The sequence below is a fragment of the Klebsiella sp. H-Nf2 genome, assembly GCF_002806645.1.
GTDB classification, from domain to species: Bacteria; Pseudomonadota; Gammaproteobacteria; order Enterobacterales; family Enterobacteriaceae; genus Klebsiella; species Klebsiella variicola.
Map to the genome: position 1 here is coordinate 746,241 of NZ_PIBL01000001.1, position 15,484 is coordinate 761,724.

Here is a 15,484-nt window from a genome sequence, read left to right on the forward strand (position 1 = left end):
GCGTGGTCTCCCGGCAGTAATCATTACAGTTGGCCCGCGGCGGCCAGCTTCAGGTAGCTGTCGTCAAAGCGCAGTTTGCGGTTGGCGGCATCGCCGAGAGTGACATTTCCCGGGAAGGTCATGCCGATAAAGTCCGCGCTCTGCGCCCCTTCACCCAGCAGGCCTTTATCGAACGAGAACTGCGCCACTCGCTGCATCGTTTTCGCCAGTTCCGGCGAGGAGATAAACGCCAGGGTGTCGGCAGGCGTCCAGAACAGATGGGTTGTTTTCAGCTGTGCCTGGTAGCCGGCAAGATCGGTGCCGGAGTCGGCGGCCATGGCGCTCAACGCCTGGGTATCCCCGGCCTTCATTTTGGCCATCATTTCAAACCAGGCGCCGGTCAGGGCTTTGCCCAGCGCGGGGTTATCTTTCAGGGTCTGGGTATTCACCACCATCATGTCGATAAGCTCGCCGGGCACCTGCGAGGAGCTAAACACTTCGCTGGTTTGCGGGGTCTTTTTGATAACTGACAGCTGTGGATTCCAGGCCACCGCCGCCCGCACGCCGCTGGTGCCGAAGGCCGAGACGATATCGGCATCGGAGGTATTCACCACCTTGACGTCTTTTTCCTGCAGCCCGGCTTTTTCCAGGCCGCGCACCAGCAGATAGTGGGATACCGACAGCTCCGGGAGATACACCGACATCCCTTTCAGGTCGCTGAGCTTTTTATCCGTCCCCTTCAGGACCACCCCGTCGTTACCGTCGGAGTAGCTGCCGGTGATCAGCGCCGTGCTGTCGACACCGCCCGCCGCCGGGATCGTCAACGCGTCCATGTTGGTCATCGTGCAGCCGTCAAACTGCCCGGCGGTGTACTGGTTGATGGATTCGATGTAATCGTTGAGCTGGACGATATTGATCTTGATGCCGTATTTGCTGGCCCATTTATCAATGATCTTTTCGTTACTGATGGTTCCCCAGGGCATCCAGCCGGCGTAGATGGTCCAGCAGACGTTGAACTCTTTTTTGACGGCGGCAAACGACGGGACGCTGGTCAGCAGCGTCAGCGACAGGACAAGTGAGCGGAGGAGCGGCGATGTTTTCATGGTGGACCTCTGGTTAGCACGAGAAACGGAGCAGCGCGACACCCAACGGTGCTGCTGTCTCCCGGGCTTTTATCCCGCCGTGTAACCTCGCCGAGGTCGCCAGCTCTCGGACCAGACGTTCACCGCGGTGAACCGGAACCCTAGCCAGCTATTGTGTGATCTGAATTGTCTGTTGCGCTGCTTTCTGCCGATGTTCTTGCAAGCACCATGCCAGAAGCCAGAGGCCGCTCACAGCCGCGTTTCGCCGCCAGCGGACGCATCGATTCCCAAAAATGGGGAGTGATGTTGGGGCATTGCATGGCTTTGGTGCAGGAAAACGCAGAGCGCATGCGCCGACATTCTGCGGATTTGCCACGAGCGTTTCCCACGCACCGCGATGACCCATTTGCACCGCCTCAGTGCCGCCCATTCACCACGTTGCATCCCGTCAGTTACCACCTCATCACATTAACTTGCTGAATATAAATGATTATTTGATGTGGCACGTTTAATGCTCTGCGCTTGTATACCGCGATGTGGACAAGATCGTATGCCGTATGGCCACAACACGTCGTCACTCTGCGGTCGCCACCTTCCCCTTTCCGTGAGGCATCCAGGGTGGATGCGTTTCACGGAAACCTGCTAACTGAAAACGGAGAACAACATGACGACACTCAGTGAACCGTTGGTTACCCCGAAATATGGCAAATGGCGCCAGCTGGTGCTGGGCTTGATCTGTATGGCCGCCATTTCCAGTCCGCAATATGTCTGGACGCTGTTGACAAAACCCCTGGCCGCCAAGCTTGGCGTGGGTCTGCCAGAATTGCAGGTCACCTTCTCCCTGCTGATCATCCTGCAGACCTTCTTTTCCCCGTTTCAGGGGCGGTTAGTGGAAAAATTTGGTCCACGGCGGCTGATCGCTATTGGCACGGTGATGGCGGGAATGAGCTGGGTGCTTTCCGCGCAGGTGAACGGCCTGGCAACGCTCTGGCTGGTTTATGGCTGCATGGGCGGGCTCGGGACCGGGATCGTCTACATCGGCGTTGTCGGCCTGATGGTCAAATGGTTCCCACAGCAGCGGGGGTTTGCCGCCGGCGCGGTGGCGGCGGGCTACGGGATGGGGGCCATCATAACCACCTTCCCCATCTCCCTGTCGCTGACCACTAACGGCCTCGAACACACGATGACGACTTTCGGGATCCTTTTCGCCCTCGTCGGCTTCCTCGCCAGTCAGGGGCTGAAGCTGCCGCCGCCCGCTGTCTCCCAACCCATCAGTCAGACGGTGGCGCAGAGCAGCAGATCGTTTACTTCCCGGGAAATGCTGCGCCAGCCGCTGTTCTGGCTGATGTTCGCCATGATGGCGATGATGTCGACTTCCGGGCTGATGGTCACTTCGCAGATGGCGGTGTTCGCCGAGGATTTCGGCATTAGCCAGGCGGTGGTATTTGGCATGGCGGCGCTGCCGCTGGCGTTAACGATAGACCGCTTCACCAACGGCTTAACCCGGCCGCTGTTTGGTTTTATTTCCGACCGCTTCGGCCGCGAGCAAACCATGTTTATCGCCTTTGCGCTGGAAGGCGTGGCGATGATGCTCTGGCTGGCGTGCCGGGAAGATCCGCTGCTGTTTGTCCTGCTCTCCGGGGTGGTGTTCTTTGGCTGGGGGGAGATCTTCTCCCTCTTCCCGTCGACACTCACCGATACGTTCGGCAGCGAGCATGCCGCCACCAACTATGGCTGGTTGTATATTTCTCAGGGCATCGGGTCAATCTTCGGCGGCCCGCTGGCGGCACTGCTCTATCAGTACACCCACGGCTGGCATGTCGTCTTCAGCTGCGCGATTGGCCTTGATTTTGTCACCGCCGCCCTCGCGCTGTGGGTGCTAAAACCGTGGCGCGCGCGCTTTATCCGCCAGCATAGCTAACTGCAGCGCTGACAGAAGTGACGGCTCGCCCGTCACTTCACTGATATTCGCTGCGCAGCAGCGCGTACAGATACTCATCGCCCCACTCGCCTTTAAAAAAGATATTCTGCCGGTAATATTATTTCCGTTCTCAGGTAATGAAAATCATAGAGTTGATAACGTCAGCTAATAAATTCATTCAAGTGAATTTTTTATTTAACAACGCACAGTACTTAATTAAATAAAATTGCGCTATTCTGTACTTTTATAGCCTCAACAAAGCAGACAGGGAGTCAGCATGATAATAAGCCCGCCATTTATACGTCCCCGGAATGAAGGAGAATGTGATGCATCATGGGTGGAAAGAATGATGCCCACTGATTTAAACCGGGGTTTTCCTGTAAACAGATCCGCGTCATGGCATGGCGGTGTACATGTTCTCCACACCGACAATCCTGATGAAGGTTATAATCGCATCGAATTTGTACGCGCGATTGCAGATGGAGAAGTTGTCTCTTTCAGGGCGCCATCAAACACAGAAAGACGGGATGCATTTCCGCTGAATATTAATGGCAGAACTGATGATGGGTATGTTCTGTTAAAGCATAAAACCGAGATCGGGGAAAGTTGTAGCGTCTTGTATTACTCCCTGTATATGCACCTCAGAGACCGACTGAATCCCGCAATAAGGGAGGGAGGCAGAGTCTGGCGCAAGGATCGCATAGGACAGAATGGGATGGTGGATGAAAATAATGCCTTTCACTTTCAGATTTTCTGTGACAATGAAAACATGTTGAAACTAACCGGACGCATGCTACCCGAACTGGATGTCACCCGCGATGGCAGAACCGATACGGTTTATGGTGATATTCATTTTTATCTGCCTGCTGGGACTCGGTTTTACGAATCTGTAGCTGACGCAGCCTCAGCAGATACCGACCGCCTAAATCTCGTTCATACCAGTGCCGAACCACTGTTTGTCAGTATGACCTTCGAAAAAGGTGACTGTTCGATGATTACTCGCAGGCAGAATACCACCATCGGGGCACACTTCGATACGGTGGGAGAGCCTCTAGTAAACATAGATGCTAACCAAATTGACGACATAAGAAGATTAGGTCTGAAATATGAATACAATCTATACTGGACAGCCAAACGTCTGTACCCGCAGAATCCTTCTGCGGGCTTTGAACTACTCCGCTTTGGTCGGATCATTAGTACTGAATATGAAACTCTCATCCCTGCCATCGCCCCGTTGTGGCGTACTGTCAATTTCCCCGGAGGCTCAGGGTTTGTAAATCTGGCCTCTTCTGACATCAAAAAATTCAGTGATGCCGACTTCCCGCACTGGAAGGGCTGGCGAATGGTGGACGATGACATGGACAATAACAGCCAGTGTAATTCCGACTTTATCACGGGATTACAGGAGAGTGGGAACCTTAGCGATCTGAGCAGCCGTCTGGTTTGTCATTTTCCACTCGAATGGAACGCCGACACTTTTGATGAGCGTTATTCCTGGCTAAAAAACAAAAACGACGATACTCAGGCTATGTCTGATGATGACTATGAGCGGTTGAAAAGTCATGTTTCAGCACTGTGCTTTGATACGGGCACGCTTGGCGCAGATCGACTATGGCATTTTCATCCAGTGGCCTTCATTACCCATTTTCGCAGGTGCTGCTGGCTTAGCAAATCAGAATTGAAGCAAATTGTTCCGCGCAATCTGTTAAGAATGGCTGGACAGAATGATTATCGATGGGAAGCCATCATCTACCGGGATGGCGTCGGAAGCCTTGCGGATAATATCCGCACGCACATTAACAGAGCAATGCAGAAACACCTGATAACCACCCCACTCCGACTCGCTTGCTTTCTGGGAAACGGGATTCAGGAGACGGGGTGGCTGGGAACAATGGAGGAAGGTTATCGCTATACGGAAAGGGATCCACGCACGCATCAGGTCGTTCGTCGCTATAATATTTGGTACTACCCGTGGTATGGCCGAGGCCTGTTACAGCTAACCAGCCCACTAAATTATTTCGAATATTTTAGCTTCAGAGGACGAGTATATCCTGTAAACATCAAAGATACTCTGATAAATGAATATAATCGTCTTTATTCACACCGGGGCATTCGCTACACCGACAATCACCTATCTGATACAGAAAACAACATTCCTGAGAACATTATTAGCTGGAGGAATAATGTCAGCAGCGATAACCATGAGGCGACTAGCAGTGCAGGATTTTACTGGGCGTCAAGAAATATGGCATATTACGCTGATAACGAACATATACTCGAGCGATGTAGCGTCAATACCAGAAGAAACGGGGTAAAAATTTACTATCGTAGTCAGGCCTTCTGGCAAGCCAGTGCTGCCGTTAATTTACCCGCACAAATTGATAATGAACAATATCAAGGATTAAATGGTTTTAATGAACGCTGCTGCGCATACGGTAGTGCGATAGCCGTACTTACTGAGCAAAAATTCCCGGACAGCAATAATTTGTTGGTTAATGAAGAACCCGAATCAGAACAGTTGAGGAGAGGATGATGAGGGGAGTTATAATTTTACTAATATTGATATTTTTATCACAAAAAGCCGTAAGCTCCATCACACCGGCAATACATGTACCCTCTGACTTCAATAAAAACAGGTTTGTTAATTATAATAACGCCATATCTAATGGTAGCGGGAATAACACATGTGATAAAGTTTCATTTAAAAACTATTATCCGAGTGAATACACATCATTAAAAATAAAGAATCCACCGTTTTACACTTGGTTTTGTTGGTTTTCTGTCGATGTCATCCATGATGGATACGGCCCAAACAGGTTGCTTCCTGAAAAAGTCTTCTTTGATGAAAAAACAGGAATATGGAAAAAGAAAAAATACACTTTGAGTAAAGAAAGTATCCAGCGCTCTAAGGATGTCTATGGCATTGTTAACCTTAGCGAGTTGCAGCCTGTACATCTGTATAATATTCAGACAATTAATGCCCATGGATATGCAGTCATTGATAACAACATTTCCTTACAAGAAAAAAAGAAGGGAGTGAAGAAAAAATTGTCATTCTGCCTTATACGTGACGAAGCTGCATTCTGTGGTTCAGGGTCGATGATCAATCTTATCGATGGAGAACAAGTCGACTTTACCTCCTATATGCTCATATCCCTTGAGACAGTCGAATTGGGTGTTGTAGAGCATAGACAGAAGTGACGGCTCGCCCGTCACTTCACTGATATTCGCTGCGCAGCAGCGCGTACAGATACTCATCGCCCCACTCGCTTTTAAAAAAGATATTCTGCCGGTAATGCGCCTCGCGACGAAAGCCCAGCCCTTCCAAGAGTTTGATCGCGCCGGAATTGCGGGTATCAACCACCGCCATCAGCCGGTGATGGGCTAACTGTTCAAAGAGTAAGGCCATCACCGCATGAATGGCTTCCCGGGCATACCCCTGATGTTGATACGCCGGGGAAAAGGTCATCCCCAGCTCGGCCTGTCTGCCCTGATCGAAAAAGTGGATCCCCACATCCCCCGCCAGCGCACCGTTGGCCTGGATCTCTACGGCAAGCTGGAACCAGCTCTCCTCTTCAGCAAAGGCCAGCGAACGCTGTTGTTCATAGAAGGCTGTCGCCTCTGTCATGCCATAGTGGGTCCAGCTCTGGAAGCGGGCCACCTCCGGCAGGTTGCGATAATGGCTGAAAGACGGCAGATCTTCCGTTCTGAACCGGCGCAGCAGCAGCCGGGGCGTGGTCAGGGGTAATATCATCTCTTCTCTTCTTCTTAATGAGACGGGCAATGGCGGGGCCATCTTAACCTGCGCAGCCTGACGCTGCCAGGCTCATGGTGGAGCCTCATCCCAGCGATAGATTTTAGTGGTGGCCAGCGCCAGCATGGCGAAATCTTCCGGCGTATCGCCGTAGGCGAAGATCTCCTCGTAATCGGCCAGGGGGTAGCTCGCCAGGATGCGCGCCTTTTTCGCCAGGCCGCTGCAGTCTCCGCCCTGATACTTTCCGGTCGCTGCCCCGTTTTGAAATTCAACTTCGCTGCACAGCAGTTCGAGATGGTGCTGCTGGCACCACGGACGAAGATAGACATCCAGCGAGGCTGAGACCACCACCACGGTGTCTCCTCGCGCCTGATGCCAGGCTATACGCTGCATCGCGTTCTCCCGCAGCGTGCGGGGAATAAACACCTGGCTATGATCGTTGCCACGTTGCAGGATCTCAGGCTGCGATTTTCCAGCAAAAGCATAATGAAAGACTTTTTGCCGGATAGCAGAGGCTGAGAGCCAACCCATTTTCCAGGCGAGAATATGCGGTAACAGACGCAGCTTGCCCCGACGAACGGCTTTCGCATCGAGGGACTGATAAATGAAAGGGGTAAAAGTATCTTCGTGGGTTATCGTGCCATCGAAGTCAAAAAAGGCAATGTTCTTCTTCATCCTTGTAACCTTATTCAAAAACACCGACGCCGCATAAACCGCGGCTGATTTACTTTTTGCCCGTCTGGCGGCAAGATCCGGCATAATGCACCGCTGTCGCAGGACGGCCGTGTCACCGGCAGTCGTGACAGCGAACCATTCGACAGGAAAACGCATGAAGCCAAAACAAGCGGACATTCTCCGCCACGCCAGCGCGCTGTTTAATCGCGAAGGATATCAGTCGCCCAGCATCGAGCGGATTGCTGAACATGCCGGCATCTCCAAAATGACCTTCTACCGCTATTACACCGATAAAGAGGCGCTCATTCTGGCTATCCTCAAGCAGAAAGAGAGCGAATTTATGCAGGATTTGGCGCAGATCACGGCGGATAAAGCCAGCGCGCGGGAGAAGCTGTTTGCCGTGTTCGACTACTACCATCGCTGGTTTACCTGCGACACGTTCCACGGCTGCATGTTTACCCGCGCACTGTTTGAATATGGCGCGTCATCGCCAGCGATCCGGGAGCAGTGCTCCCGGTTCAAGTCGCTCCTCTGGCAGTTCTTCCGCGATATCCTCCTGCAGGTGTTAAAACCGGAACCTGCCGAGCGGGTGGCCATGATGATGGTGATGCTCATCGATGGCGCCATCGCCGCCCAGCAGGCCGAGTCCGCCGAATGCCGGGAGATCCCACCGGGGATCACCGCCTGGAGCGCGGCCAAAGCGCTTATTTACTCAGAAGGCGGTACCTTGTGAGATGATGCGCGGCCGTCCAGCGACTGCAGGGCCGCCAGCAGGCAATCATAGTAATCGTTGCAGGTTTGCAGGCGCAGCGCGGCGCCAAAGTAGACCTCCTCCATCGCCGCCGGATGTTTTTTGCCAATCGGCACAATCACATTGTTCAGCCAGCCATCCGCATGACCGATATCGACGGTGATATGTTCGGCATAGTAATGCACATCGCGATCGGAAAGCCCAATCCGACGACAGCCCGCCACCAGTTTTTCATACTGCGGTGGGTCGAGCAGCTCGGTCATCGCCATGACCCCCAGCGATTTGTAATAATGCTGACGGTTTACGCCGCCCAGCATAAAGGCGTTATACCCGGCCAGGCCCTGCCAGTCGTACAGGTGGGCAAAATGATTGTCCGGCAACGCGATATTCCGCCGCTTCAGTAAATCCTTATACAGATTGACGTGGGTGATCTCAGTGCTGCCCTGACCTATCTCATCCCACAGATTTTGCGCAATCTCCGCGCGGGTTTCTGGCAGCGAACCCACCAACCCCATCGCCACAAGATCGAAGAACAGCAGATTCAGCGCGCTGTCGCTTTTGAAGAAATAGTCGATTTGCGCCGCGGAGGCTGAGGTGGCAAGGAAATCGAACAGCGGATGATGAGACGCCGGGTGCTGCTGGCATAAGGCGCGCAGTTCGTCGACGATATTGCCGGCATTAAGCACCGGTCTCTGGCGATGGAAACGTTTGCTTTCCGCCCGCAGCCACTCAGACTCAATGTAATTTCTGATCCCGGAGAGCAGCGGATGAAACTGATTGGCTGCCGCTGGCGAGAGCGGGTCGGCAAGCCAGGACTGATAGAGGATGAACAGCGCATGATGAGCGCGCTTTTGGGCCTGTGGATCGTCAGCGGAGAAGGCGCGGATGCAGGTATTCTCAGTCAGATGCCAGGCTCTGTCGGCCACCAGCGGGTTGGCCGTCAGCTTCAGCGACAGCGCGTTGCTGTGCAGAAGCTGGTCAATTAACTCATCCAGTGCCAGCCTGGCCATCACCGCGGTTTGGTCACTACCAATGACCCCATTTTCTGTGTTACGCATGAATTTGTCCCTGTGAAATGCATGGCGACTATACGGTATAGTACCGTTAACAACGCGGCAACGAAAATTTATGGATAACGAATATCACATTGTAAAATATACTTTTTTAATAAATAACAAAAAGACCACTATAAAAATATTGATATTATAAAATTATTAAAGTTACCATCTGGTACAGTGATAAGCGACGCAAGGAATCAGCATGCCCTATTTATTACTGACGCTGGCCGCCCTGTTCTGGGGGGGAAATTACGTGGTCGGTCACGTGCTGGTCCAGGGCGTGGATCCGATCCTGATGACAGAAGCGCGATGGGCGTTGACGGCGCTGTTACTGGGCCTGCTCTACCACCGGCAAATTGCCGCCAGCCGCCACCTGCTACGGGATAACGCGCCGGCGGTACTGGTGTTAACCCTCTGTGGCCAGGTCAGCTTCCCGCTTACGCTCTATATTGGCCTGCAAACCACCTCCGCCCTCAATGCCGCCATCTATATGTCCGCCACGCCGAGCATGGTGCTGCTGATTAACCGGCTGATTTTTCGTGACCCGGTATCGGCCCGCAACTGGCTGGGGGTCATTTTCAGCACCCTTGGCGTGATGATCCTGTTATTCCAGGGGAACCCACTGCATGCCACCTCGCTGCATACCTTTTCCGTCGGCGATCTGTGGGCCATGGGGTCGGCGCTGAGCTGGGCGCTCTACTGCTCGCTATTACGTCTGAAGGACCGCCGGATCCCGGCGAATGGCTTTGTCGCCGTCAGCTCGCTGCTCGGCGCCCTGATCCTGCTGCCCATCGTCATCTTCTGGCTGATGCGCCACCCGGCGCAGGACTGGGCCGCCTGGCGCGAGCCGTTTTTCCTCAGCGGCCTGGCGTATCTGGTGATTTTCCCGTCGTGGCTGGCCTATCTGTTCTGGAACAAAGGTATCGCCGCGATTGGCGCCACCCGGGGAGAAATTTACACCCATATCATCCCGCTCTCCGGCGGGGTGTTGAGCATCCTCTTCCTGCATACCCAGCCGCATGCCTGGCATCTGTTCAGCGCCCTGTTTATCATGGTGGGGATTGGGATCTGCTCGCTGGAGAAACGCCAGGCGGCGGCAATTCGTCTGCGCGGCTAACGTACGCTACCGGGCGCCTGACGACACCCGGTAGCAGAAGTTAACGGCTGGTGGAGAGCGGCTGACGATGCCCCGCTCCTGCGGGCTGAGTCACCCGTCCCTCGCGACCAAAGAAGGTCAGGACGGTAATGACAATCGCCACCGTACCGGCCACCAGGGCCATCGCCAGACCGTAGTTATGCCCATGATGCTGGGCGATTGACGCCTGGAGAGTGGCATTCACCGAAGCCAGCAGATTACCCAGCTGATAGACGAAGCCAGGCAGCACCGCCCGGGTGTTGGCCGGGACCAGTTCATTAAGCCATGTGGGGATCACCCCCCAGGCTCCCTGCACCATAAACTGCATCAGAAACGCCCCCGCCCCCAGCGCCAGCGAGCCGCTGGCGAAAGCCCACAGTGGAATGACCGGCAGCGCCAGCAGGGCAGCGATCATAATCGCTTTGCGTCGGCCAATCTTCTCCGACAGCGAACCGAAGAACACCCCACCCATAATCGAGGCGATGTTGTAGCAGACCGCGATAATGCTGACCGTTTTAGGCTCGAAGCCGTGCTGAACCTTCAAAAAGACCGGGTAGAGATCCTGGGTCCCGTGGGAGAAAAAGTTAAAGGCCGCCATCAGTACCACCAGGTACAGGCACAGCTTCCAGTGGCTACGTAGCACCGGCAGCAGCGCCGTACTCGCTTTACTTTGCCGGGCCGCCAGCCAAACCGGGGACTCCTCGACGCAGAAATAGATAAACGGCAGCAGCAGCACCGGCGCGGCGCCAATCACAAACATCCCGCGCCAGCCGAGATGTTCAAACAGCAGGCCGTAGGCGACGGCCGCCAGCAAATAGCCGAAGGGATATCCCGCCTGGAACAGGCCGGACATCAGACCGCGCGAGCGGTCGGGGATCGTCTCCATCGCCAGCGAAGAGGCCACGCCCCAGATCCCGCCCATCGCCACGCCATACAGCACCCGCAGCAGAAAAAACAGCAGCAACGACGGCGCGGCGGCGGAGAGCAGCTCAAAGGCGGAGAAGAAGACGATATTCAGCATCAGGATTGGTTTGCGGCCATACTTTTCCGCCGCCCTGCCGAAAATCAGCGCACCTATCGGCCGCACGGCCAGGGTGAGCAGAATCGCCAGGGTGACCTCTTCAAGGTCGACGTGAAACGAGTGGGCGATATCGCTCAGTAAAAAGACCAACAGAAAGAAATCGAAAGCATCGAGCGTCCAGCTTAAAAAACTGGCAATCGCCGCGTTGCGCTGTCGTGAAGTCCAGCCATGCATCTTGTCATCCCTATCCCGACGGCGTTGCCGGGAGCTTGCGCGGCGTCCGGCAGAGCAAGCTGGTGTCACCGCTTATGTAAATTGTTTGTATAGAAAGTTGCTCTTTTGTTAATTACACCCTTTTTTCGGCCGTCGGCAAGTTTATTAGCCTGCTAATTTGTTTCAAATTGCGTGTAACGGCCCACCGGATCGGCAATTTTCGACCAGAATTAAAGACAGGCTGGCGTCAATGAACCGCTGTCCATGCCGCATCCGCCCACAGGAAGGGAGAGAATCATGAAGAGAGTTGCCATCGTCGGCGTGGGGCCGACGGGGATTTACACATTCTATGAACTGGTGAAGCGTGGTGAGCCGCTGGCGATCACCCTGTTTGAAAAAGAGGCGCAGGCCGGGGTGGGTATGCCCTACAGCGATGATAATACGGCGGCACAAATGCTGGCCAACATCGCCAGCATTGAGATCCCCCCCATCGACGTGACCTATCTACAATGGCTCCAGCAGCACAGCGACGCCTGGCTGGCGGCGCGCGGCCTCGAGCGGCACACGCTGCATGAGCGCCAGTTTCTGCCGCGGGTGATCCTCGGCGAGTACTATCGCGACCGTTTTCTGTATCTCACTGAGCGGGCCCGGGACGCCGGCTCCATTGTTAGCGTTTGTGAATCCTGTGAAGTGACGGATATTGCCGTCCAGCCCGCCGGGATCGCTATCCATACCGATAGCGCGGCAGAACCGGTTATTGTCGACCTGGTGGCGATAGCCACCGGCCATCTGTGGCCTGAGGAAGAGCGCGCCAGTCGACAGTACTTCCCCAGTCCGTGGACCGGGCTGATGGACGCCCGGATCGCGCCCTGTCGGGTCGGGATCCTCGGGACCTCTTTAAGCGCGATTGATGCCGCCATCGCCGTGGTGGCCCAGCATGGTGCTTTCCATACTGAGAACGACAAAACAACCCAGTTTACCCTCCATCCTGGCAGCGAGGCACTGGAGATAACGCTGATGTCGCGCAGCGGAGTGCTCCCGGAAGCCGATTTTTACTGTCCGATCCCATGGGAGCCGCTGGAGATCGCCACCCCTGCCGCCCTTGAGGCGGCTGTCGCCCGGGGCAGCGATGGGCTGCTGGATCGGGTATTCGAGCTGGTCGTCCAGGAGCTGGAATATGCCGCCCCGGCCTGGTGCGAGGCGACGGGGCTGCGCCAGCTAACGCCTGACAGCATCTCCGAGGCCTGGTTTGCCGACCGTCTCACCCATGATCCTTTCCACTGGGCGCAACGCAATCTGCAGGAGGTGGAGCGCAATAAGCGCGAACACCACACGGTGCCCTGGCGCTATGCCATTCTCCGCCTGCACGAGGCGATTGAAAGCGTGGTGCCAGAGCTCAACGACGAGGACAACCGCCGATTCCGGCGCGGGCTCGCCCGGGTGTTTATCGATAACTATGCCGCCATCCCGCCGGAATCCATTCGCCGGCTGCTGGCCCTGCACCAGGCCGGTATTTTGCGTATTGTGGCGCTCGGCGAGGATTATGATCTGCAGCGCGAGTCTCACCGAACGCTGATTGTTCATCATCATCAGTGCTGTGAATTCGATGTGTTTATCGATGCCCGCGGGCAACAAGCATTGAAAACCCGGGATCTACCCTTCCCATCGCTGCGCCAGCAGCTGCTGGCCTGCGGCGACGACATTCCGGACGTCGGCGATGACTATACGCTGCAGGCGCCCGAGACGCTGCGCGGACGGGTCGCTTTCGGCGCCCTTCCCTGGCTGATGCACGATCGTCCCTTTGTGCAGGGCCTGACGGCCAGCGCCGAGATTGGCAGCGCGATGGCCCGCGCCGTGTCGCAGCAGGCGACGGGCCGCCGGCGCCGCCTGTGGTTTATCGAATAGCGGGCTGCTTAAACGCAATATCCGAATAAAGGAGGGCAAACAGGCGTGCTATAAACAGTGACTGTTCGCCCCCATGCAAGACCCTGTCTAACTTTTACGAGGTACTCATGAGCCATCTTTTTAGCGCGACGCGTATTGGTCAGCTGGCGCTGGATAACCGCATCGTTATTGCCCCCATGTGTCAGTACTCTGCCGACGAGGGTAAAGCCACCTCCTGGCACCGGATCCATCTTGGTCAGCTGGCTTTCTCCGGCGCCGGCCTGTTAATTCTCGAAGCCACGGCGGTAGAGCCGGCGGGACGTATCTCACCGGGGGATCTGGGTTTGTGGGATGATGAAACCGAAAACGCGCTGCGCGCGGTGGTAGAGGATATTCGGGCCTGGTCGCCGATCCGCCTGGGGATCCAGCTGGGGCACGCCGGACGCAAAGCCTCCTGCGCGGCCCCGTGGCAGGGTGGTCATCAGCTGGCCCTCAACGAGGGGGGCTGGCAAACCGTTGCCCCCTCCGCCGTGGCATTTCACGATGGCGACCGCGCCCCCGCCGAGCTGAGCCTTGCCGATATGGCGCGCATCAAAGCGGCGTTTGTCGCCAGCGCGTTGCGCGCCCAGCGTCTGGGCTTTGAGCTGATTGAACTGCACGCCGCCCACGGCTATTTGCTGCACCAGTTTCTCTCACCGCTCAGCAATCAGCGCCGTGATGAGTACGGTGGTTCGCTGGAAAACCGTCTGCGCTATCCGCTGGAAGTGTTTAACGCGATCCGCGAGGCGGTAGGCAACACCATGGCGGTGGGCGTCAGGCTGTCGGCGACCGACTGGGTCGAAGGCGGCTGGGACGTGGAGCAGTCCATTCAGTTCAGCCAGCAGCTGGAAGCGCTGGGCAGCGACTACATTCACGTCTCCAGCGGCGGCTTGTCGCCGCAGCAGTCGATCACCATCGGACCGGGTTATCAGTTGCCATTCGCCCACGACATTCGCCAGCAGGTTGCCATCCCGGTGATTGGCGTGGGGCTGATCACCGACCCGCAGCAGGCGGAAGCGGCGCTGGAGGATGGCGATGCCGACCTGATCGCCCTCGCCCGTGCGGTACTCTACGATCCGCACTGGCCGTGGCACGCCGCGGCCAGCCTCGGCGCCCAGGTTCGCGTCCCTTCGCAGTACCTGCGCTCGGAGCCGCACGGCCTGAAAGGCACCCTGCAGCCAAACCGTTGAACCCGCGGCGGGCATAAAAAAGGGGTATCGTAAGATACCCCTGAGCAGGATGTCATTGCGGTCCACGTGCCGGGCGGCGGCGACGCCTTGCCCGGCCTACACAAGGGTGATACCCGGTCATTGCGCAGCCAACCCGCTCCCTGCGTAGGCCCGCGCAAGCGCAGCGCCGCCGGGCAATCTATCAGGCTCCGCTCCCTATATTTCCGGGCGGCGGATCAGGCAAACACCGTGAGTTACTGCTGGGCGGGCGGTGGCGTGGTGTTCTGTTTGTCCGCCGCGATACTGTCCTGGATGGCTTTGGTTTTGCTCGCCGCTTCCGCCGAGAGCTGATTGGCGTCGCCGATGGCGTTGTCTTTGATTTGACCCGCCTCTTTGACTATGCGGTCACTTTCCTGCTTAGCGTTCTGCTTCACGGCATCGGCTTTGGCTTTCGCCTGCTGGGCGATGGCATCCGCTTTCTTGTCCGCCTCCGCCTTGATGGCGCTGGCCTGATCCTTCAGGCGATCGGCCTCGGCGTCGGCCTGGCTTTTCAGCGTATCGATTTGCTTATCCGCATCCTGTTTAATCGCCTGCGCTTTGTCCGCCGCGGCATCCTTCATCTGCTCCGCATTATCTTTGGCCTTATCCAGTTTGTTATCCACTTTCGACGCATCGTCGCAGCCAAACAGGGTCAGACACAGGGCGGAAGCAAGCAGTGTTTTATTCCAGAGTTTCATCAGCATTCCCTTACAGGTTAAGTCGTTATCCAGCTTTGTGATTCATTGCCTTAATAGCATTCACAT

The 15,484-nt window shown here is 55.8% G+C and carries 13 protein-coding genes, 1 pseudogene and 1 riboswitch; of the genes and pseudogenes, 7 read left to right on the top strand and 7 right to left on the bottom strand.

From position 1 onward, the window contains the following. Nucleotides 1-23: 23 nt before the first annotated feature. The gene (locus CWM58_RS03710) at nucleotides 24-1,082 is read right to left on the bottom strand and encodes a putative urea ABC transporter substrate-binding protein (protein ID WP_100680256.1); all 1,059 of its coding nucleotides are present in this window, start codon (nucleotides 1,080-1,082) and stop codon (nucleotides 24-26) included. Between the two features lie 56 nt (nucleotides 1,083-1,138). Next, nucleotides 1,139-1,237: riboswitch (guanidine-I (ykkC/yxkD leader) on the bottom strand. Between the two features lie 488 nt (nucleotides 1,238-1,725). Here CWM58_RS03710 and oxlT point away from each other — a divergent pair. After that, on the top strand, nucleotides 1,726-2,982 hold the full coding sequence (gene oxlT / locus CWM58_RS03715; RefSeq protein ID WP_100680257.1) for an oxalate/formate MFS antiporter: 1,257 nt from the start codon (nucleotides 1,726-1,728) through the stop codon (nucleotides 2,980-2,982). Between the two features lie 37 nt (nucleotides 2,983-3,019). On the opposite strand, the pseudogene CWM58_RS03720 reads toward oxlT, so the two are convergent. Continuing rightward, nucleotides 3,020-3,100, bottom strand: a pseudogene (locus tag CWM58_RS03720) (N-acetyltransferase); the annotation flags it as partial. Nucleotides 3,101-3,259: 159 nt separating this feature from the next. Between CWM58_RS03720 and CWM58_RS03725 the strand changes: the two are divergent. Both CWM58_RS03725 and CWM58_RS03730 read left to right on the top strand, forming a co-directional pair. Beyond that, a complete protein-coding gene (locus CWM58_RS03725; RefSeq protein ID WP_165785676.1) occupies nucleotides 3,260-5,515 on the top strand; it encodes a M23 family peptidase in 2,256 nt (751 codons plus the stop codon). Next, the gene (locus tag CWM58_RS03730; protein ID WP_227520700.1) at nucleotides 5,512-6,183 is read left to right on the top strand and encodes a hypothetical protein; all 672 of its coding nucleotides are present in this window, start codon (nucleotides 5,512-5,514) and stop codon (nucleotides 6,181-6,183) included. The genes CWM58_RS03725 and CWM58_RS03730 overlap by 4 nt, the downstream gene beginning before the upstream one ends. 16 nt (nucleotides 6,184-6,199) lie before the next feature. Here the strand turns inward: CWM58_RS03730 and CWM58_RS03735 are convergent, their stop codons facing one another. Next, nucleotides 6,200-6,778: a GNAT family N-acetyltransferase gene (locus CWM58_RS03735; RefSeq protein WP_165785677.1), complete on the bottom strand. Its 579-nt coding sequence runs from the start codon at nucleotides 6,776-6,778 to the stop codon at nucleotides 6,200-6,202. A 30-nt stretch (nucleotides 6,779-6,808) separates the two neighbouring features. Beyond that, a complete protein-coding gene (locus tag CWM58_RS03740) occupies nucleotides 6,809-7,411 on the bottom strand; it encodes an HAD-IB family hydrolase (protein WP_032735635.1) in 603 nt (200 codons plus the stop codon). A 154-nt stretch (nucleotides 7,412-7,565) separates the two neighbouring features. Between CWM58_RS03740 and CWM58_RS03745 the strand changes: the two genes are divergently transcribed. Beyond that, on the top strand, nucleotides 7,566-8,144 hold the full coding sequence (locus CWM58_RS03745) for a TetR/AcrR family transcriptional regulator (protein ID WP_100680260.1): 579 nt from the start codon (nucleotides 7,566-7,568) through the stop codon (nucleotides 8,142-8,144). Here CWM58_RS03745 and CWM58_RS03750 read toward each other — a convergent pair. Then, nucleotides 8,120-9,220: an iron-containing redox enzyme family protein gene (locus CWM58_RS03750; RefSeq protein ID WP_100680261.1), complete on the bottom strand. Its 1,101-nt coding sequence runs from the start codon at nucleotides 9,218-9,220 to the stop codon at nucleotides 8,120-8,122. The genes CWM58_RS03745 and CWM58_RS03750 overlap by 25 nt on opposite strands. Nucleotides 9,221-9,422: 202 nt before the next feature. On the opposite strand from CWM58_RS03750, the gene CWM58_RS03755 reads away from it, so the two are divergent. Beyond that, nucleotides 9,423-10,337, top strand: a complete 915-nt coding sequence (locus CWM58_RS03755; RefSeq protein WP_061154550.1) for a DMT family transporter — start codon at nucleotides 9,423-9,425, stop codon at nucleotides 10,335-10,337. A gap of 40 nt (nucleotides 10,338-10,377) precedes the next feature. Here CWM58_RS03755 and CWM58_RS03760 read toward each other — a convergent pair whose 3' ends face one another. Continuing rightward, the gene (locus CWM58_RS03760) at nucleotides 10,378-11,610 is read right to left on the bottom strand and encodes an MFS transporter (RefSeq protein WP_074385820.1); all 1,233 of its coding nucleotides are present in this window, start codon (nucleotides 11,608-11,610) and stop codon (nucleotides 10,378-10,380) included. Nucleotides 11,611-11,886: 276 nt separating this feature from the next. Here CWM58_RS03760 and CWM58_RS03765 point away from each other — a divergent pair, with 276 nt between their 5' ends. Together CWM58_RS03765 and CWM58_RS03770 are read left to right on the top strand one after the other, a co-directional pair. Continuing rightward, nucleotides 11,887-13,494, top strand: a complete 1,608-nt coding sequence (locus CWM58_RS03765) for an FAD-NAD(P)-binding protein (protein ID WP_100680262.1) — start codon at nucleotides 11,887-11,889, stop codon at nucleotides 13,492-13,494. 107 nt (nucleotides 13,495-13,601) lie between these two features. After that, a complete protein-coding gene (locus CWM58_RS03770; RefSeq protein WP_100680263.1) occupies nucleotides 13,602-14,702 on the top strand; it encodes an NADH:flavin oxidoreductase/NADH oxidase in 1,101 nt (366 codons plus the stop codon). Nucleotides 14,703-14,935: 233 nt separating this feature from the next. On the opposite strand, the gene CWM58_RS03775 is transcribed toward CWM58_RS03770, so the two are convergent. Further along, a complete protein-coding gene (locus CWM58_RS03775) occupies nucleotides 14,936-15,424 on the bottom strand; it encodes an E3 ubiquitin--protein ligase (protein WP_165785678.1) in 489 nt (162 codons plus the stop codon). Between the last annotated feature and the right edge of the window lie 60 nt (nucleotides 15,425-15,484).